General features: G+C 56.1%; 18 protein-coding genes. 16 read left to right on the top strand and 2 right to left on the bottom strand.

What is annotated here, in order from left to right; genetic code table 11:
* Positions 1-62 precede the first annotated feature (62 nt).
* Complete coding sequence (locus ACUZ79_RS09265; protein ID WP_449251394.1) at positions 63-1,391, bottom strand: M23 family metallopeptidase; 1,329 nt, start codon at positions 1,389-1,391, stop codon at positions 63-65.
* A gap of 230 nt (positions 1,392-1,621) precedes the next feature.
* Between ACUZ79_RS09265 and ACUZ79_RS09270 the strand changes: the two genes are divergently transcribed.
* The 13 genes from ACUZ79_RS09270 (at position 1,622) to ACUZ79_RS09330 (ending at position 13,117) form a co-directional block, all read left to right on the top strand.
* A complete protein-coding gene (locus tag ACUZ79_RS09270) occupies positions 1,622-2,233 on the top strand; it encodes a protein-L-isoaspartate(D-aspartate) O-methyltransferase (protein ID WP_240824577.1) in 612 nt (203 codons plus the stop codon).
* Positions 2,234-2,274: 41 nt separating this feature from the next.
* Positions 2,275-3,189 carry an Mrp/NBP35 family ATP-binding protein gene (locus ACUZ79_RS09275; protein WP_240824407.1) on the top strand — a complete coding sequence of 305 codons (915 nt, stop codon included), beginning with the start codon at positions 2,275-2,277 and terminating at the stop codon, positions 3,187-3,189.
* A 146-nt stretch (positions 3,190-3,335) separates the two neighbouring features.
* Entirely contained in the window at positions 3,336-3,884 is a 549-nt protein-coding gene (gene pgsA, locus ACUZ79_RS09280) for a CDP-diacylglycerol--glycerol-3-phosphate 3-phosphatidyltransferase (protein WP_192111859.1), read from the top strand.
* A gap of 12 nt (positions 3,885-3,896) precedes the next feature.
* Entirely contained in the window at positions 3,897-4,151 is a 255-nt protein-coding gene (locus ACUZ79_RS09285; protein ID WP_022658717.1) for a hypothetical protein, read from the top strand.
* Positions 4,151-4,459: an FtsB family cell division protein gene (locus ACUZ79_RS09290; protein WP_240824406.1), complete on the top strand. Its 309-nt coding sequence runs from the start codon at positions 4,151-4,153 to the stop codon at positions 4,457-4,459. Before ACUZ79_RS09285 ends, ACUZ79_RS09290 begins: the two co-directional genes overlap by 1 nt.
* Complete coding sequence (locus ACUZ79_RS09295) at positions 4,456-5,595, top strand: tetratricopeptide repeat protein (protein ID WP_449251395.1); 1,140 nt, start codon at positions 4,456-4,458, stop codon at positions 5,593-5,595. Before ACUZ79_RS09290 ends, ACUZ79_RS09295 begins: the two co-directional genes overlap by 4 nt.
* Before the next feature lie 14 nt (positions 5,596-5,609).
* The gene (locus tag ACUZ79_RS09300; protein WP_240824404.1) at positions 5,610-6,986 is read left to right on the top strand and encodes a hypothetical protein; all 1,377 of its coding nucleotides are present in this window, start codon (positions 5,610-5,612) and stop codon (positions 6,984-6,986) included.
* A 216-nt stretch (positions 6,987-7,202) separates the two neighbouring features.
* Positions 7,203-8,210: a class 1 fructose-bisphosphatase gene (gene fbp, locus ACUZ79_RS09305; RefSeq protein WP_240824403.1), complete on the top strand. Its 1,008-nt coding sequence runs from the start codon at positions 7,203-7,205 to the stop codon at positions 8,208-8,210.
* Between the two features lie 74 nt (positions 8,211-8,284).
* On the top strand, positions 8,285-9,346 hold the full coding sequence (tsaD, locus tag ACUZ79_RS09310) for a tRNA (adenosine(37)-N6)-threonylcarbamoyltransferase complex transferase subunit TsaD (protein WP_449251396.1): 1,062 nt from the start codon (positions 8,285-8,287) through the stop codon (positions 9,344-9,346).
* A gap of 161 nt (positions 9,347-9,507) precedes the next feature.
* Positions 9,508-9,831: a thioredoxin gene (trxA, locus tag ACUZ79_RS09315; protein ID WP_192111854.1), complete on the top strand. Its 324-nt coding sequence runs from the start codon at positions 9,508-9,510 to the stop codon at positions 9,829-9,831.
* Positions 9,828-10,754 carry a thioredoxin-disulfide reductase gene (gene trxB, locus ACUZ79_RS09320; protein ID WP_449251397.1) on the top strand — a complete coding sequence of 309 codons (927 nt, stop codon included), beginning with the start codon at positions 9,828-9,830 and terminating at the stop codon, positions 10,752-10,754. Before trxA ends, trxB begins: the two co-directional genes overlap by 4 nt.
* Positions 10,747-11,478, top strand: a complete 732-nt coding sequence (locus ACUZ79_RS09325; RefSeq protein WP_192111853.1) for an outer membrane protein assembly factor BamD — start codon at positions 10,747-10,749, stop codon at positions 11,476-11,478. Before trxB ends, ACUZ79_RS09325 begins: the two co-directional genes overlap by 8 nt.
* Positions 11,479-11,659: 181 nt before the next feature.
* On the top strand, positions 11,660-13,117 hold the full coding sequence (locus ACUZ79_RS09330) for a cation diffusion facilitator family transporter (RefSeq protein WP_449251398.1): 1,458 nt from the start codon (positions 11,660-11,662) through the stop codon (positions 13,115-13,117).
* 197 nt (positions 13,118-13,314) lie between these two features.
* Here ACUZ79_RS09330 and yihA read toward each other — a convergent pair whose 3' ends face one another.
* Entirely contained in the window at positions 13,315-13,983 is a 669-nt protein-coding gene (gene yihA, locus ACUZ79_RS09335) for a ribosome biogenesis GTP-binding protein YihA/YsxC (protein WP_449251399.1), read from the bottom strand.
* 184 nt (positions 13,984-14,167) lie between these two features.
* Here yihA and efp point away from each other — a divergent pair, with 184 nt between their 5' ends.
* From efp to lolA, 3 genes are all read left to right on the top strand, one after another.
* Positions 14,168-14,725 carry an elongation factor P gene (efp, locus tag ACUZ79_RS09340; RefSeq protein WP_022658729.1) on the top strand — a complete coding sequence of 186 codons (558 nt, stop codon included), beginning with the start codon at positions 14,168-14,170 and terminating at the stop codon, positions 14,723-14,725.
* An 84-nt stretch (positions 14,726-14,809) separates the two neighbouring features.
* Positions 14,810-17,257: a DNA translocase FtsK gene (locus ACUZ79_RS09345; RefSeq protein WP_449251400.1), complete on the top strand. Its 2,448-nt coding sequence runs from the start codon at positions 14,810-14,812 to the stop codon at positions 17,255-17,257.
* 40 nt (positions 17,258-17,297) lie between these two features.
* Positions 17,298-17,969, top strand: a complete 672-nt coding sequence (lolA, locus tag ACUZ79_RS09350; protein ID WP_192111850.1) for an outer membrane lipoprotein chaperone LolA — start codon at positions 17,298-17,300, stop codon at positions 17,967-17,969.
* Positions 17,970-17,972 lie beyond the last annotated feature (3 nt).

Raw genomic sequence — 17,972 nt, forward strand, 5'->3', positions numbered from 1 at the left:
TAATTTTATCAGCGGGAGTAAAAAGGGATATTGAAACGCTAAACTATACTTTTCTGCAACAACTACTGCTGTGTCATGGAAGCATCAATGCGACCAGTGACGTTGTCTTTGATCCACTTGGGGTCAAGCCACTCAAGAGGGGTCACTTCCACGCCGCCCACCAGGATGCCAAAGTGCAGATGATCGCCAAAGGCAAGACCTGTGCTGCCGGTATGACCAATGAGCTGGCCCTTCTGCACCACATCACCCACTTTTACAGCCTGATCGTTGAGGTGGGAGTAAATGGACATGAGGCCCAGGCCGTGGTCAATGACAATGAGATTGCCGTAGATGCCAAGGTTGCCGCAGAAGACCACGCGGCCGCTGTTGGCGGCGGGCACCTCGGCATTGCGCACCGAAGCAAGGTCAAATCCCAGATGATAGGATTCGCCCACAGGCTTGCCCTGATAGTTGAAGAAGCGGTGGTCGCCAAATCCGGCGCGCGGGGCAGAGCGCGGCAACCGCTCAAAAACGCCGCTCCACAGCATGGCTGCGGCAGTGTCCCGCCCAATTTCGCGCAGGGTCTGCACATTGGCGGCGCGCACCTGATTGTTGATATACAGATAGCACTCCAGCGGGTTTGTGGCATCGGGGGCCAGATCGCGCAGCTTGCTTTCAACCGCCATCAGGAAGTTGTCCGTCACTTCAATGCTGTCGCCCTTGAACGTCCTTTCAAAGGACATGACTGTGAGGTGGCTTTTGGTGACGTTGCCCGCAAGGTCTGTGGCCGTGATCTCGACGCTGTTCTTGTAGTCTCTGGCGGTCATTGTGTACGGGAAAGGGAAAAAGCAGATATAGCTGCCGTCTTTTTGCATGTAGCCGGGCACAAAGTAACCTGCCACCAGAACGCCGCTGTTGCTCACATCTTCATCAATGGTGTAACGAACAACAGCGGTGCCGCCTCTGCGCACGTTGGGCGGCAGGGTTTTGACAGAAATGCGCGGGGGCTGCGTGTCGAGGCGCATGGGCAGTTGAACGGTGCGCGTATTGCCCTGACCAAAACCGGCAAGGGAGCCGTCCGTAGCGCGGATTTCAAGCTCGAATGCACCTTCGCGCAGGTTGGCGTCCTTCATGGGGACATCCACTTCGCGTTCAGGAAGATACTGGTCAAAGTGCTTGCTGTAGATGACGTTGAGGACGTTGTTTTTGCGCACGCCTACAGAAATGGAACGGATGCCCGAGGGGTCCTTCATGCGCACTTTGAGCACGCTGGCAGGCGAAACCCTGCCTGTATTTGGCGTGACGTCAACGGTAGGGCCGTCAAGATCTTTAAAAAAAGTGTAGCCGCCCAAAATCAGAATGGCGACCACTATAACACCTAGTACCGATGAAAACAAACTTCTTTTACGCATTGCCGACTCCTCATTCTCGCTTCCCGAAGGGTTGCATAAAGAATGGCAAGTTTCAAGGGAAAGTCTGGAACTTGTCTTGATATCTCTGCAAGCCCCCCCGTTGGCGCATTGACTTGGCAGGAAAAATCTGTTTTCACTTCCGCAGTATGCAGTACAGCAAATATTCTGCGGCTGGGGGTACGTCCCGCGAGCCTTCTCCGTCCGTGGACCCAAAACGTCTGCGGCGCAGGATGGTGCGCGAGCAGCTTGAAGCGCGCGGAATCAGCGATCCTGCGGTGCTGGGGGCCATGTTTGCTGTGCCGCGCCATCTTTTTGTGCAGGAAGCGCTGCGCGCCCAGGCATACGAAGATACGCCCCTGCCCATCGGCTACGGGCAGACCATTTCCCAGCCCTATATTGTTGCCCTGATGACCCAGCTGCTTGAAGTGCAGCGGGGGATGCGCGTGCTTGAGATCGGCACCGGCTCCGGCTATCAGGCCGCAGTGCTTGCCACCATGGGCTGCACGGTCTTTACCGTTGAGCGCATGCGCGAGCTGTATCAAATTACTTCAGGCCTCTTGCGGCAACTGGGACTTAGGGGTATCCACATGCAGCGGCGTGACGGCACGCTTGGCATGCCCGAAGCCGCGCCATTTGACCGTATCATCGTTACTGCCGGTGGGCCGGAAGTGCCGCGTCCTCTTGTTGATCAGCTTGACGAGGGCGGCATCATGCTTATCCCTGTAGGGTCAAAGCCCCGTACGCAGCGCCTTGTGCGTGTGCGCAAAGAGCAGGGGCACGTTAGCTCCGAAGACCTGGGGCCGGTAGTTTTTGTAGATCTGGTGGGCGACCACGGCTGGTAGACAGGCCAGCGTAAGCACCCGCTACAATTGAAGGAGATGTCATGGGATCCTGTTCATCCTGTTCTTCTGCGTCCTCTTGCTCCAGTGCAAAGAGCAATGGCGGCAATGGAGAGTGCAATGACCCTATGGCCAAGCAGGACCGCGTAATCGCTGACCGCTTGGGCCATATACGCCACAAGATATTTGTCATGAGCGGCAAGGGCGGCGTGGGCAAAAGCTCCGTGACCGTCAACACCGCAGCGGCCCTGGCGCGGCGCGGGTTCAAAGTCGGTATTCTTGATGTGGACATGCACGGCCCGAGCGTGCCCAACCTGCTCGGCCTTACCAGCACTGTTGAAATTGACGAAGCCACCCAGCTCATGATTCCTGCCGCCTATGACGAGAATCTTTCCGTCATTTCAATGGATACGTTCCTGCAAGACAAGGATCAGGCCATTCTGTGGCGCGGCCCCAAAAAAACTTCGGCTATCCGCCAGTTTATTGCGGACGTGAAATGGGGCGACCTGGATTTTCTGCTCATTGACTCCCCTCCAGGAACGGGCGATGAGCATATGACAGTCATGCAGTCCATTCCCGATGCCCTGTGCGTGGTTGTGACCACCCCGCAGGAAATTTCGCTGGCAGACGTGCGCAAGGCCATCAACTTCTTGCAGTACACCAACTCTAACGTGCTTGGCGTGGTGGAAAACATGAGCGGCCTCGTGTGCCCGCACTGCCATCAGGAAATCGACCTGTTCAAGAAGGGCGGCGGCGAAGAGCTGGCCAAACGCTACGGGCTCAAGTTCCTCGGCGCTGTGCCGCTGGATCCCACAACTGTGGTTGCGGCTGACAAAGGCATTCCTGTGGTGTACCTTGATGCGGAAAGCGCAGCCAAGGAAGCCTTTCTTAGCTTGGCAGACTCAATTGCTGCTGCCGCCGACGGCAGCCTGGAAGCCCTTGCCGGTTCGCGCAGCTAATTGCGCCCCTGCGGGTTTGTCCCGATAGAATGCAGGCTTCCCTGGCGGCTGGTGCACGGTCGCCGGGGGAGCTTTTTTCTCCTTTTCTCCCGTGTTCTTTTGTGGTAACGCTTTAAAAAATTCGCACGGAGCGCCTGAGAGGAAGAATGCTTAATCTTGCTAATAAAATTACACTGTTACGCATTTTAATGACCCCTCTGGTTGTTTTGCTGCTCTATTTTGAAGGCCCGATGACCTGCATTTTGGCTACTCTGGCCTTTATTTTTGCCTCCCTTACCGATTGGGCAGACGGTTATATTGCCCGCCGCTCCAATATGGTCACCAGCATGGGCAAGTTTTTGGACCCGCTGGCCGACAAGGTGCTGATTTGCTCGGTGCTGATCATGTTTGTGAAGCTGGACTGGGCGCCCGCCTGGGTGGTTATCATTATTGTATGCCGCGAGCTTGTGGTCACGGGCCTGCGCGCCATTGCCATTGACGAGGGCATCGTGCTTGCCGCCGACAAGTTCGGCAAGGCCAAGACTGTGCTCCAGATTTTTGCCATTGTGCCACTGGCCCTGCATTATCCCTTGTGGGGTATGGACCTGCGGTTGCTAGGCCTTGTGCTGCTCTATATAGCGCTGGTGCTGGCCGTGGTTTCAGGGGCCAACTATTGCTATGATTTTTACCGCAATACGCGTAAACAGGCAGGCTAACGGGAACAACGCATGAGCACGTTGCAGATCCGCCTGAAAAACTGCATCCAGACCATTCTGGAGCTGGAGCCCGACATGCGCGCCGGGGTCTGGGGCCGTCACTTTGATCAGGAACTGAATACCCTCAAGGATTATCTGCATCAGGTAGACCAGATGAACCTTGCGGAAGAAGACGTTACGCGGCTTGAAAAAGCCACGGCCACTTTTTTGGCGGAACTGCGTCTTTCAGCGGGTAACGGTTCTCAACCACAACGGCTGCTGCAATAATGTTTTGGCGTACCTTCATTCTGGTTGTGCTGGGCCTTGTCAATGTGGTGTTTTTTGCCCGCATGGTCTGGGGGCCCACCGGCCTTATTGAGTACCGTGAGCTCAAGCACCAGTACGCCGAGCTTGAAAAGCAGATTGCAAGCCTTGATGCGGAAAACCTCTCTCTGAGCCGTGAAATTCGCCTTTTGCAGTCCGACAGCCAGTATATGGAAAAAGTCATTCGTCAGCGCCTCCACTATATTCGCGATAATGAGGTGCTCTATCTTTTTGGCGAGGTGGCGAAAACGGGGCGGGAGCAGAAACCATGACGGAAAAAATTGAATGGTATAAAGAAGTCCTGGAGCTTGAGCCCAATTCCAAGGTCTTTTTCCCTCTGGCGCGTCTGCTTTCCGAAGCTGGTCGCACAGATGAAGCCGTTGAAATTCTGGAGCAGGGGCTTGCCCGGCACGAGGAATTTCTTGAAGCCAGGCTTTTTCTCATAGAGTTGCTGCACACCGCCAATCGGCTCGAGGCCTGCGAAAAGCAAGTGGGCAGGCTGACAAAAATGTTTTCTACCTATGCAGGCTTTTGGCAGGCATGGGCCGCCTGCATCAATGCTGCTGGTGATGCGCCTGATACTGCCGCCGTGCTGCGTTTCCTGGCCCTCAATTTTTCAAAGGGGCCGGTATCATTGCACGAGGTCATCAACCATGGGTTGGCCTCTCTGTCAGGAGCTGGAGCCACTGCGGGCGCAGGGGTTAGTTTGCAGGCGCGTTCTGAGGCTGCCACCCCTGCTGCTGATTCATCCGTACATGAGGTGGCATTTGCAGCGGCATCAACGTCTGCACACCATGCAGCAACTGGGGCCGTAGCGCCCGTGGCAGAGGCGGCTGAGTACTTTGTTGCCGCTCCTGTCTTGGCAGCCGCTCCCGGCCCGGCAACTTCCATGCATGAAGCGGATGCCCCGCTTGATGTTGATGCTCATGTTGATGACGTTGACGCTCACGATCCCATTGATTTTGATCCTGATCTTGCCATGGCGGACGATGAGGCCCTGCCAGCAGAACCGGAAGGCACTCCTTCCATGCTGGCTCGCGGTGCAGATGCATATGCCACATATGCTGCCCCTGTCACACAGTCCGAAGCTGTTGTTGTAGACGATGCAGATGATGGGGAGGAGCGTTTTTCGCTGCGTACCCGCTCAATGGCCGAAGTGCTGGCAGAACAGGGTGACATCAAGGGGGCACTTGATATTTACCATGAGCTTGCTGCTGCAGCGGTACATCCGGAAGAAAGTGCTGATTTGCGTCAGCGCATTACTACGTTGACTGCGCGACTGGGCAACGCCCAGACGGTAGATCCTGTCCAACCCGCTGTAACGGCAGAACATGCCAGCGGTAAGGACAAGCTGATAAGCATGCTTGAAGCTTTGGCTGAACGTGTCGAAGCCAGGGCGCACAGTTAATGAGGGAGAACACTGTGTTGAAATCATATGTGCGTTATTTCTTTTTGCTGGCATTTGCTGCATCTCTTGTAACGGGTTGCAGTTCATACCAGCCCACCAAGAACGTCTGGAAATCCACAAAGTCGTTGTGGAACACCTATGTGAGCCCCCCGGCCACCGTGGATTTTGAAGAAAAGGGCAATCTTTCGCCCCAGGCGCTTTCCCTCACGCACAGCATGATGGGTATTGACGTTGAGCTGACCCGCCTTGAGCGGACCATGCTCAATGCCGACAAACCGCCGACGCGCGAGTGGCTTGCTTCCTTCCTCACCTCTTTCCCCTGGGTCAGTGGTTTTGCCGGGGTAAAGTACGACGGCACCATTCTTGGACAGGAACCTGCCAATCCCATGAAGCCGCTGGATTTCATTCCGCTGCTTTATGAAGACAAAAAGCAGAGCACGCGCGCCCTGCGCGCAGACGTCCAGAACTCCTCTTTTGGGCCTGAAATTCTGCTTGCTTCGCCGCTCTATGATGGAACGGAATTTCTTGGTGTTGTTGTTACCAACTTCGACATGCGTTCGCTCATGCAATACTCCCAGACGCCGCAGGACGTTGTCATTCTTTCGCCGCAGGCTTTACTGTGGCCCGGAAAGTATGATTTCGCCTCTACTCCGCTTGCTGGCGTGAACTGGGACGAAGTGACTGCAAAGAGTACTTCCGGCACCTGCACCAACGTGAACGGAACCTTCTACTATAATGTGCGCTTCCTGGGTAATGTGCCTCTGGTCTTTGCCGTGGCCGAGTCGGGCAATTTCCCTCAGGGCAATGGCAGTGTGGAGCAGGGGCTTGCGTTCTTCCCCAAGGATCGCCCCAAGCTTACCCCGCCGCCTCACGAAGTGCGCAAGAACAAAAACCGCTTTGAAGAAGGCCTGAACGTGGACGTTACGCCTGAACAGGCCACTGCCACGGCTGATCAGCCTTCTGCCAAGCCTGCTGGCGGGGCGGACATTCAGCCCGGCAGCAAGGACAGCATGTTGCTCAAGCGTAAAAATGCCGAACGCCGGAAGGTGCAGGAACGTCAACTTGCAGGTGAAAATGCCTCTGTTGACCGCGCACCCAGCGCCTCTGCACCCAAGGGCAAGGAAAAGCCGCCTGTCGGTCTGGGCATAGCGCCTGATGACGATGCCGCTACCTTGCCTGGCGGGCGCCCCAGCCCCTTTGGCCCCAAGGACGGCGATGACGCTGCAAAGCCTGCTGACACTGGCAGCGCAGGCCGCGCCAAGACCGATGCCCCGGCTGCTGCGCCAGATGCTGCCCCGGCAGCCGCCAAGCCTGATTCCGCAGCCCCGGCTGGCGAAGCGCCAGCGGCTCTGCCTGGCGGGCGGCCAAGCCCCTTCGGGCCACGGAACTGACGCATTCTGGATTAAACTTGCGCCGCCCCGAGGCGGCGCAAGTATTTTGGAAGATGTGCAACCTGAAAAGTCCGCACGCTGGCAACCAGTTTTGTCTTGCAATTTTGTTGCGGTGGAAGATTCGTAAAGTTTTTTGCTAACTTGGCGGGTTTTCCCTTTCAGGCGTAAAGGCTCAATTGTTCCTCTCAATTTTCTGGATGTTGTAAGGAGCCCCCAATGGCTGACATCACGGTTACGGAACACCTGCTGCTGCATCAAAAGCGTAGCCCCCAGGCAACGGGCCAGTTTACTGGTCTTCTGTACGACCTGATCCTTTCGGGAAAAAGCATTTCCCGTCGTATCGCCAAGGCTGGCCTGCTTGATATCCTGGGCGGCACGGGCGAAGTAAACGTTCAGGGTGAAGATGTGCAGAAGATGGATTCCATCGCCAACCGCATCCTGCTTTATCGCATGGAGCGTTGCGGCGCTCTCTGCGCGATGGGGTCGGAAGAAGAAGCAGAACTTATCCGGGTGAGCAAGGAATTCCCGCGCGGAGACTATATTCTGATTTTTGATCCACTGGACGGCTCATCAAATATTGATGTGAATATTAATGTTGGCACCATATTTTCCATTTTGCGCAGGCCTGAAGGACATACCGGCGAGGTTGCGCTGGATGAAGTGCTGCAACCCGGCATCAAGCAGGTAGCGGCTGGGTATATTCTGTATGGCCCTTCCACCATGCTGGTTCTCAGCACAGGGCAGGGCGTGCACGGCTTTACCCTAGATCCTGGTGTGGGCGAATTTTTGCTGTCTCACCCTGATATGCGCATTCCCGAGCAGGGACACATTTATTCGGTCAATGAAGGCAACTGGAAAAAATGGGACGCGCCAGCCCGCGATGCCGTCAACTGGTTCCACGGTTGCGAAACTTCGGACGGCAAACCCTATTCTTCACGCTATGTGGGCGCGCTGGTGGCCGACTTTCACCGCACGCTCATCAACGGCGGTATTTACATGTATCCGCCCGATGCCAACAAGCCCAATGGCAAACTGCGCCTGATGTGCGAGGCCAACCCCTTGGCTTTTCTTGCAGAGCAGGCTGGCGGCAAGGCGAGCGACGGGCACGGACGCATTCTTGAAAGGGTGCCGGACAAGCTCCATGCGCGCACCCCCCTGTACATAGGCTCGACGCTGGATGTTGAGGCTGTGGAAAAAATCTACGCCCGTCACGCGGGCAGATAGCTTTTGCGGCAGCCCCCGCGTGTTTGCGGCGGCTGCCTTATTGTACCGGCCTTTGACCTTAAATGGCGAACCGCATGTTGTGTTTGGGAATTGAAAGTTCTTGCGACGAAACCGCATTGGCGCTGGTTGAAGACGGGCGGCTTGTGGATGCCGTGCTTGCAAGCCAGGCCGATGTGCATGCCCTGTTTGGCGGTGTGGTGCCGGAACTTGCCTCGCGCGAGCATTACCGCTTTGTGGGCGCGTTGTTTGACGAACTGATGCGGCGCAGCGGCAGGTCCAATTCTGATATTGATCTTGTGGCAGCGGCGCGCGGCCCAGGCCTGCTTGGCAGTCTGTTGGTGGGCGTTGCCTTTGCCAAAGGGCTGGCCCTTGGCCTTGGCAAACCCTTTCTTGGGGTCAACCACCTGCATGCGCACCTTCTGGCAGTAGGGCTGGAGCAGAAATTGCTTTTTCCAGCCCTTGGTCTGCTGGTATCGGGCGGGCACACGCATATCTATCGGCTTGAATCGCCTTGGGATTGCCGCCTCCTTGGGCGCACTCTTGATGACGCAGCTGGTGAAGCGTTTGACAAGGTTGGCAAATTTCTGGGTCTGGCTTATCCTGGCGGCAAGCTTATGGATGCTCTGGCCAGGGCAGGGCATGCCACGCCAACCATGTTTCCCCGGCCTTATCTTGATAATGACAATCTGGATTTCAGCTTCAGCGGTCTCAAGACCGCCGCAACAGGTCTTGCCGCGCATCAGCTGGCGGGGCAGGAGTGGCCTCGTCCGCTGACAGATATTGCCCATGCGCCTCAAGCGCTTAAAGATTATTGCGCTTCATTCAATCTGGCTGTTGTAGATACCTTGTGCGCCAAGGTGGCTCGGGCACTTGACCGCAACCCCGGTGTTACAACACTGCTGATGGCTGGTGGGGTAGCCTGCAATTCACTGCTGCGTGAACGGATTGAACTGCTCATGCAAGGCAGGGGAGGCCAGGCTTATATTCCCGGCCCCCTGTTGTGTACCGATAATGCCGCAATGATTGCCCATGCTGGCTGGCTCTTGGGCGCACGAGGTTTCAGCCATGATTTGCGTATGGAAACCATACCCCGTGGCAAAATCATCCCCGATGACATGTTGTGCAGCTTGTGCTGAAAGTGTCAAGAGACCATGCAAAACAAGAGATTGTCTTGACAGAGAGCACATTGGTATCTACTCTTAGTCAATACAGAAGCATACACTTTAAATGCGCTTCTGTTCGCGTCACAGGCCAATAGTGGCCGTGGAGCGATACAAAGCAACGTAAGGAGATAGTTATGGCTGAACAGGTCACTGACGCCACCTTTGAAAGCGTTGTGCTCAAGTCCGATCTTCCGGTTCTGCTTGATTTTTGGGCTCCCTGGTGCGGTCCTTGCCGCGCTGTTGGCCCCATCATTGACGAACTGGCCACTGAGTATGACGGCAAGGTGCGTGTCGTAAAAATGAACGTGGACGAAAATCCGGCCACGCCCACCAAGTTTGGCATCCGCGCTATCCCGACTCTTGTCCTTTTCAAAAAGGGTGAAACGGTAGAGCAGATCACAGGTGCTGTGACCAAGGCTGCCCTGAAAGACCTTATCGATACAAAGGCTCTGGCATGAAAGAATATGATGCCGTAGTCATAGGCAGCGGCCCCGCTGGCATTACGGCAGCAATGTATCTGGCCCGCTCTGGTTGCTCGGTGCTTATGCCCGAGCAACTGGCAGCGGGTGGCCAGATTTTGCAGACTGAGGCCATGGAAAACTATCCCGGTTTTCCCAAGGGCATCAAGGGTTATGAGCTGGCGGATCTTTTTGAAGCGCATTTGACCGGTCTTGATGTTGATCGGCCAGCTGCGGCTGTTGAATCCGTAACCGGTTCGGCGGGTCGTTTTGCTGTTCGCGCCGGAGGCGTGGATTATATCGGCAAGACGGTCATTGTTTGTTCCGGAGCGCACCACAAGCCGCTCGGACTTGAGGGCGAAGACCGGCTGCGCGGCCATGGCGTTTCCTATTGCGCCATCTGCGACGGCAATTTCTTTCGCAATCAGACCGTGGCGGTTGTAGGCGGTGGTAATTCGGCGTTGGAAGAGTCGCTTTATCTTGCAAAGATCGTGGGAAAGCTCTATCTTATCCATCGCCGCGATGAATTCCGCGGGCACAAGATTTATCAGGATAAGCTTGACGCCTATGGCGACAAGATCGAGATCCTGCGCAGCAGCGTTGTGAGCCGTTTGCACGGCGAAAACGAGCTGACAGGTCTGACGGTTAAGGAACTGAAGACCGGAGAGGAACGTCATTTGCCCGTAGACGGGCTTTTCGTCTACGTGGGCTATGAACCCTCCACCGGCTTTTTGCCCGCAGAGGTCGTACTTGACGCGCAAGGTTTCATTATCACCGATACGGAAATGCGCACCAGCATTCCGGGCGTTTTCGCAGCCGGTGATATTCGCTCCAAGCTTTGTCGTCAGGTAATCACTGCCGCCGGTGACGGCGCAACTGCCGCGCAGGCGGCGTTTGTATTTTTGGAACAGCTCCATGCATAAAAAACTGCTTCGCTCCATTTTGCTTGTCATAAGCATGTTTGCGGTTTCCGGTTGCGGCATCATTGATATGATCTACCTGCCGCCGGCGGAAGACACCGCCCAGGAGGTTTTTGAAGCCGCCAATGACGCCATGAGTGAGAAAAACTACGTGCGCGCCGTGGAGCTGTACAACAAACTTCGCGATACGTATCCCTTTAGCCCGTACACGGTTGATGCGGAACTGTCGCTTGCAGATGCCTACTTCCTTGACGAGGAATATGAGCTTGCTGCCGAAACCTACAAGGATTTCGAGTCGCTGCATCCTCGCCACGAAGCTATCCCCTATGTTCTGTACCAGACGGGCATGTCGCTCATGAAGCAGTTCCGCTCCATCGACAGGGCCACCACAGAACTCAAGGAAGCTTACGACTACTTTGACCGCTTGCGTCAGACCTTCCCCGACTCTCCGTATTCCAAGAGCGCGGAAGAACACATGCGCACGTGCCGTCAGCTCATGGCCGAACACGAACTGTATATTGCAGACGTGTTCTGGCACATGAAAAAGTACGGTCCGGCCTGGCATCGTTACGAATACATTATGAAAAACTTCAAGGACGTGCCTGAAGTTGCCGACCATGCCAAGGAAAAGAGCCTCGCTGCTTACCACAACTATCGTGAGGCGCAGTCGCAGGAAGTCCGTGAAAAGCGTGAAGGCAGCTGGAAGCGGTGGTTTACCTGGCTGTAACAATCCGTAAAGGTTATTCCTGAAGGTTGTCAGATTACTACGAACCGGCTGTTTTGCAAAAAACAGCCGGTTTGTGTCACATAAGCCCCACACATTTTTCTAACTACGCTTGCAATCAGCGCCTTTCTCGCGCCAACCTCTGTAAATTCCGTATATTTAATCCTTCTGCAGGAAACGTGCTATGAACGTTATGGATAACGGCGCTAGCGAAAAAAGCCGCGCAGCCATGTTGTCGCTGCTCGCGGCACTGGGGCTTACCAGCATCAAACTTGCGGTTGGCCTGTATACCAACAGCCTTGGCATATTGTCTGAAGCATTGCACAGCGGGCTTGATCTGCTGGCGGCTGCCCTTACCCTTGCTGCGGTGAAAATTTCAGCCAAACCTGCAGATTCGCGGCATCCTTACGGGCATGGCAAGGCCGAAAACCTCTCGGCTCTTGCGCAGACGGTGCTTTTGTTCGCCACCTGCGTGTGGGTGGTGTACGAGGGCGTTCAGCGCCTCGCTTCAGGCTCAAGCCCTGTTGTGCCTTCGCTCTGGGGTGTTGGTGTCATGGCGATTTCCATGGCTGTTGACATCAACCGGGTACGTGTTTTGCGGCGGGTTGCCAAAAACTTCAACAGCCAGGCCCTAGAAGCTGATGCCCTGCATTTTTCCACAGATATTCTTTCTTCTGCCGTCGTGCTTGTGGGTGTGCTGGCTGTATGGCTTGCACAGGCCCTGCAACTGCCTGAGCCCATAAGCCGCGTACTTTCGCAGGCAGATACGGTGGCGGCTCTGCTTGTGGCTGCGATTATTTTTCGGGCAAGCATGCACATGGCCTCGGATGCCGTGAATATGCTGATGGATTCTGGCTCATCACAGGCGAGCGAAGCCATTGTGGTGGCTGTGCAAAAAATCGCGGGCATTTCCGAAGTCACGCGGGTACGTGTGCGCACCAGCGGGCCGCAAAGCTTTGTGGATTTGACTGTGGGCGTTGCGCCGGGGCTGAAGGTCAGCGATGGACATCGCCTTGCGCATGAGGCTGAGGAAGCTGTTGCTGGCGTTTTGCCCGGTGCGGACGTGACCGTGCATGTTGAGCCTCGCAAATCGTGCCGCATTGATGAAAACAATCCCTTTGCCCTGGTGCAGGTTGCCGCATCTGAGCATGGGCTTGCTGTTCATGATGTGCATATTTTGAGCGCAGACAGCGCCTGTCATATTGAGCTGCATGTTGAACTGCCGGGTCAGATGCCCTTTGACCGGGCGTATGCGCGGGTCAAGGCTTTTGAAGACACACTGCGGGAGGCCTTGCCAGGTGTTGAAATCGTCAGTCACATGGAACCCAAGGCCCCAAGCGCCGCGCTTGAGCCGGGCGCTTCGGTTTCTGTGCCTTTTTCAGAGATGGCCTGGCGTGAAATCAAGGCAGCAGTGGAAAATGAACCTCTGGCGGCTATGCCGCACAAATTTTCTACCTATGTACTGCCGGAGCAGGGGGTCTGCATTTCATTTCACTGCAATGTGAGTGTGGGGCTGTCTGTGGAAGAGGCGCACAACGTCTGTACGCGCCTTGAAAAGCGCATTCGCGCCGCAGTACCCCAGTTGGGCCGCTTGAGCATCCACATGGAACCGGCAGTTGTGTCAAATACCCCTGCGGCATAACAGCCTCAGCGCATTTGCCTGCAGGTGGCTTTGGAAATCACCGCGCCCAGCTACAGGCAGTGCAACAAGTTGCCGATCTGAGTCCTGATTACGGCGCTGTGCGATCAGCGCCGTAATCCTTTTGCTTTTTGGAGATTGCGTCCTGTACGCAAAAAAGCGAAGTCCACAGATATTCCTGCTGTGAATCATTTCTGGCTTTAAGCCTGTCCCTGCGGCTCCTGCTCAGGAATAGTACAACTCTGGGGCTCAGATTCCGCGTCAGCGGCATCAAGCGTGCCGGGGGCCACGCGCTGGGGAACCGCTGTTTCAACGAGCGCGCGCCAGAGGTTATCAATGCCGTAACGGTTGCTGGAAGACGTGACGATGGGCCGGGTTCCGAGCAGTTCTTGCCATTCATTCTGGCGGTTGGCGCGTTCCCTCTGACTGCACTTGTCTGCCTTGGTCAGCACGGGCACAATATTCAGGCCGTTGGTGCGGGCAAAGGACGCCAGATTTTTGTCGAGCTTCTGGGGTTCAAGTCGGCTGTCGAGCAACAGGGCCAAGGCCTTGAGGCTTGCGCATTCCACCAGATACCGCTCAAGCAGGCGCGCCCATTTTTCGCGCTCCGTATGGCTTGCGCGGGCATAGCCGTAACCCGGCAGGTCAACGAGATAAAAGTCATGGGGTGTCACGCGGTAATAATTCACCGAGCGGGTTTTGCCGGGCGTGGAGCTGACTTTTGCCAGTTTTTTGCGGCCAGCCAGCGCGTTGATAAGCGATGATTTACCCACATTGGAGCGCCCCGCAAGGGCTATCTGCGCCTCGGGCAGTGATATGAGCTGCTCAAGAGTATAGGCTGTAGTTTCAAGGGTAAGAACGGGATTCATGATAAACCTCATGTAATACTTTAACTTTGTGTCTTGACAAGCAAGCATCTTTCAGCAAATATTTTCAATTCAGGGCTGACATTTTCAGCCAACTTCGTATAAGGTAGCCGCTCTTGCCGCAGTTGGCAAATGATCGGCCTTACGCCCGTTTGCGCCATTTTGCGGCGACATGTTAGGAGGACAAATGTATTCTACCACAGACTTTCGCAAGGGTCTGAAGATCGAAGTCGAAGGCACCCCTTACGAAATCGTTGATTTTCAGCATTTCAAGCCCGGCAAGGGTGGCGCTATGGTCCGTACCAAGCTGCGCAACATCCTTACTGGTCGCATGCAGGATATAACCTTCCGTTCCGGTGAAAAGGTCAACAAGCCCGATCTGGAAACCCGCGACATGCAGTTTCTGTATCGTCAGGACGACGACCTTATCTTCATGGATATGACCACCTACGAACAGCTCCAGATGCACATCACCACCACGGATGGCAAGGAAGGCTTTCTTAAGGACGGTCAGGAATGCCGCGTGCTGCTGTACAAGGGCAGCCCCCTTGATATCGACATCCCGCTGAGCCTCGTGCTTGCGGTTGTTGAAACCGAGCCGGGCGCCAAGGGCGACACCGTCAGCAACGTCACCAAGGCTGCCAAGCTTGAAACCGGTATTTCGGTTCAGGTGCCCATTTTTGTCAACGAAGGCGATCGCATCAAGGTTGACACGCGCACCAAGGAATACCTGGGCCGGGAATGATGACCGGTTCGGGAGGGTAGCCCTACGGACGCCCATAAATTCAGCCGCGAGCTTCTTGGCCTTTTTCTTATCTTCTGGGCGCTGTTGCTTTTGCTCAGCCTGCTCAGTTTTGACGCCAACGACCCCAGCCTTAACCATGTGGTCAGCGGTGTTGTCAAGGTAAAGAACAAGGCTGGCCTTTTCGGCGCGTACACTGCAGGTTTTCTTAACGATGTGTTTGGCGTGGCCGCCTATCTCTGCCCACTGGTTTTCGGTGCGTTGGGGGCGGCCTACGTTTCTCCTTCGTACAGCCTGCACTGGTCGCGCTGGCTTGGCTTCTTTTTGCTCACCGTCTGCCTGCTTGTCATAGGTTCCGCTTCAGATATCACCCTTGGCGACATGTGGGGCGGAGGTATGGTGGGCAATGCCCTGCACCTCAACGCCAGCCGGTATCTGAGCCCGGGCGGTTCTGCCCTGGTGTGGATATTTGTTGCGCTTGTGGGTATGCAACTTGCGGGCAATATCTCATGGTTCAATGTGGCGGCACGTGTGCTGCACTGGGCGCAGGCGCGGCTTGCCGCCCGTGCGGGCAACGCAACCGGGCCTGTTGTTGCAGAAAGCCCCGCAGAAGGCGAAGAAGGCAAGCGGCGTTGGTCGTTGCTTGATCTGCGCCTGCCGTCCATGGAATTCTGGAAGCGCTGGCGCGACCGCCTTGGCAACATTCAACCCACGGCTGACTCGCTGCCTGATGTTTTTGAAGAACAAAAAACCAAGGCGGCCCGTTTGCAGGCAAATGAGCCAGCGGCACCACGCCCGGCAGCACAAGTAGATGCTGACGATCCTTTTGCCGTGGCGGTAGACATCAACGGTATGCCCATTTCGCCTGCTGCTTCTGCTGGCGCGGCCTATGCTGACGAGCAGGGGGGCAATGCCCCGGCCCATGATCTTGTAAATGATGCGGCCCATGATTTGGCTCAGGATGACGCGGCTCATGCTGCTTCACCCGCCGCTTCTGTCCCGAACACTGGCGGCAAGGCTGCAAGTGCTGCCGTCCCTGTTGCTGAAGCCCCCAAAAAGCAGGGTGGCCTGACCGGGCTGCTTTCTGGCATGACAGGCCGTAAGGCCGCCATTCCGCTGCCGGGGCTTGAGCTGTTGGCCCCGCCTGTCAAAGTGCCTGGCAACAATAATAAGGAAGACCGCGAGGCGCGAGGCAAGGCCCTTATTGCCTGCCTCAAGGATTTTGACATCCAGAGCGAGCTTGTGCATGTCACGCCCGGGCCTGTGGTCACCATGTATGAGGTGCGCCCGGCCCCCGGCATCCGCGTGAGCCGCATAGCCAACCTCAGCGATGACCTGGCCTTGGCCCTCAAGGCCGTTGCCGTGCGTATTCAGGCGCCCATTCCCGGTACGGATACGGTGGGTATTGAAATACCCAACGACAACCGCGAAACCGTCAATTTCAGGGAGCTTGCCGCTTCTGAGCCTTTCCGCAAGGGTTGTGGCCCCCTGACCATGATTCTGGGCAAGGACATTGCGGGCAAGCCTGTCATGGCAGACCTCACGCGTATGCCGCATCTGCTTGTGGCTGGCGCTACGGGCGCGGGCAAGAGCGTCTGCCTCAACGGCATTCTTATCAGCCTGCTGTACCGCACCCAGCCCAAAGACATGCAGTTGTTGCTGGTTGATCCCAAGCGCATTGAAATGGCTGTGTACGCGGATGAACCACATCTGGTGCATCCTGTGGTCACGGAAATGAACGAGGCCAAAAACGCCCTTGATTGGGCCGTGCACGAAATGGATCGCCGTTACGAAGCAATGGCGCGCCTTGGTGTGCGCAACGTGGCCGGGTTCAACCAGAAGCTGGCCGCCTGCAAAAATGATCTGCCGCCGGATTTTGCAGACCTTGAGCCTCTGCCATATCTTGTTGTTGTCATTGACGAACTGGCAGACCTCATGATGACCGCCGCCCGCGAGGTGGAAACCAGCATTGTGCGCCTTGCGCAGTTGGCCCGCGCCGCCGGTATTCATATGATCCTTGCCACTCAGCGTCCCAGCGTGGACGTGGTGACAGGGCTTATCAAGGCGAACTTTCCGTGCCGCATATCCTTTCAGGTTACGTCCAAGCACGATTCGCGCACCATCCTTGATCAGGTGGGCGCAGAACATCTGCTTGGCCGTGGCGACATGCTCTTCAAACCTAGCGGCGGGCGTTTGCAGCGTTTGCACGGCCCCTTCCTCAGCGATGAAGAAGTGCAGGGCGTAGTGGGCTACTGGAAGCGGCAGCTCAGCCCCTCCTATAAAGTGGACTTTGCCCAGTGGGGGCTGGACTCCGTGAGCGGCGGCGGTAGCGGCGGAGGCGGCGATGCCGCGCAGGATCCCCTGTACGGCGAAGTGCAGGCCTTTGTGAGTGAGCAGGGGCGTGCATCCATATCTCTGGTACAGCGCCGCTTCAAGATTGGTTTCAACCGCGCAGCGCGCCTGGTTGAACAGCTTGAGCACGATGGCATCATCGGCCCGGCAGACGGCAGCAAGCCGCGCGCTGTGGTCAAATAAATCAAACAGCACAACTGGCGGCTTATGCCGTGGAGGTGTTATGCGCATAAATGGCATGCTGGCCCTGGCGGCCGGGCTTGTTCTTCTTGTGGCTTCAGCCGCGCAGGCTGCGGATATAGCGGCGACCATCCAGGCGCGGTATGAAAAGCTGCGCACGTTTTCCGCCACGTTTGAGCAAACGCTGACCCACAAGGAAAGCGGCTCGGTGGAGAAACGGCAGGGCAACCTGCTGTTCCAGAAGCCCCTGCTTATCCGCTGGCAGACAGATAAACCCCATGAAGAAACCCTTGTGGTCACACATAAGGAAATTTGGGATTATCTTGCTGATGAAGAAATTGCCTACCGCTACCCCCTGGAGCTTGTGCGCGATTCACGCACCATTATTCAGGTCATCACCGGGCAGGCAGCACTGACCAAGGATTTTGACGTCAAGGAAGCCGGGCAGGAAAATGGCCTCGCCAAACTGCACCTTTACCCCAAGGAACCCGCCCCGCAGATGGTTGAAGCCCTTTTGTGGGTTGAGCCTTCCACCGGCTATATCCGCAGGGCGAGCATCATTGACTTTTACGGCAATTCCAATGACGTGCGCTTTACGCAGTTCAAGCCCGACACCTCGCTGAAAGAATCGGACTTCACCTTTACCGCGCCCAAGGGCGTGGAAGTTGAAGACCGCATTGACCGCAAGGTACAGGAAAAGGAACTCTTTAAGTAAGCT

It is taken from the genome of Desulfovibrio faecalis, from assembly GCF_053570625.1.

Bases quoted from the DNA above. Each gene is read 5' to 3' on its own strand.
- ACUZ79_RS09295 (WP_449251395.1), top strand. From the start codon at position 4,456: ATGACGGAAAAAATTGAATGGTATAAAGAAGTCCTGGAGCTTGAGCCC.
- yihA (WP_449251399.1), bottom strand. From the start codon at position 13,983: ATGAATCCCGTTCTTACCCTTGAAACTACAGCCTATACTCTTGAGCAG.
- tsaD (WP_449251396.1), top strand. From the start codon at position 8,285: ATGTTGTGTTTGGGAATTGAAAGTTCTTGCGACGAAACCGCATTGGCG.
- ACUZ79_RS09270 (WP_240824577.1), top strand. From the start codon at position 1,622: ATGGTGCGCGAGCAGCTTGAAGCGCGCGGAATCAGCGATCCTGCGGTG.
- ACUZ79_RS09330 (WP_449251398.1), top strand. From the start codon at position 11,660: ATGAACGTTATGGATAACGGCGCTAGCGAAAAAAGCCGCGCAGCCATG.
- trxB (WP_449251397.1), top strand. From the start codon at position 9,828: ATGAAAGAATATGATGCCGTAGTCATAGGCAGCGGCCCCGCTGGCATT.
- ACUZ79_RS09325 (WP_192111853.1), top strand. From the start codon at position 10,747: ATGCATAAAAAACTGCTTCGCTCCATTTTGCTTGTCATAAGCATGTTT.
- ACUZ79_RS09290 (WP_240824406.1), top strand. From the start codon at position 4,151: ATGTTTTGGCGTACCTTCATTCTGGTTGTGCTGGGCCTTGTCAATGTG.
- lolA (WP_192111850.1), top strand. From the start codon at position 17,298: ATGCGCATAAATGGCATGCTGGCCCTGGCGGCCGGGCTTGTTCTTCTT.
- ACUZ79_RS09285 (WP_022658717.1), top strand. From the start codon at position 3,897: ATGAGCACGTTGCAGATCCGCCTGAAAAACTGCATCCAGACCATTCTG.
- ACUZ79_RS09265 (WP_449251394.1), bottom strand. From the start codon at position 1,391: ATGCGTAAAAGAAGTTTGTTTTCATCGGTACTAGGTGTTATAGTGGTC.
- pgsA (WP_192111859.1), top strand. From the start codon at position 3,336: ATGCTTAATCTTGCTAATAAAATTACACTGTTACGCATTTTAATGACC.
- efp (WP_022658729.1), top strand. From the start codon at position 14,168: ATGTATTCTACCACAGACTTTCGCAAGGGTCTGAAGATCGAAGTCGAA.
- ACUZ79_RS09275 (WP_240824407.1), top strand. From the start codon at position 2,275: ATGGGATCCTGTTCATCCTGTTCTTCTGCGTCCTCTTGCTCCAGTGCA.
- trxA (WP_192111854.1), top strand. From the start codon at position 9,508: ATGGCTGAACAGGTCACTGACGCCACCTTTGAAAGCGTTGTGCTCAAG.
- fbp (WP_240824403.1), top strand. From the start codon at position 7,203: ATGGCTGACATCACGGTTACGGAACACCTGCTGCTGCATCAAAAGCGT.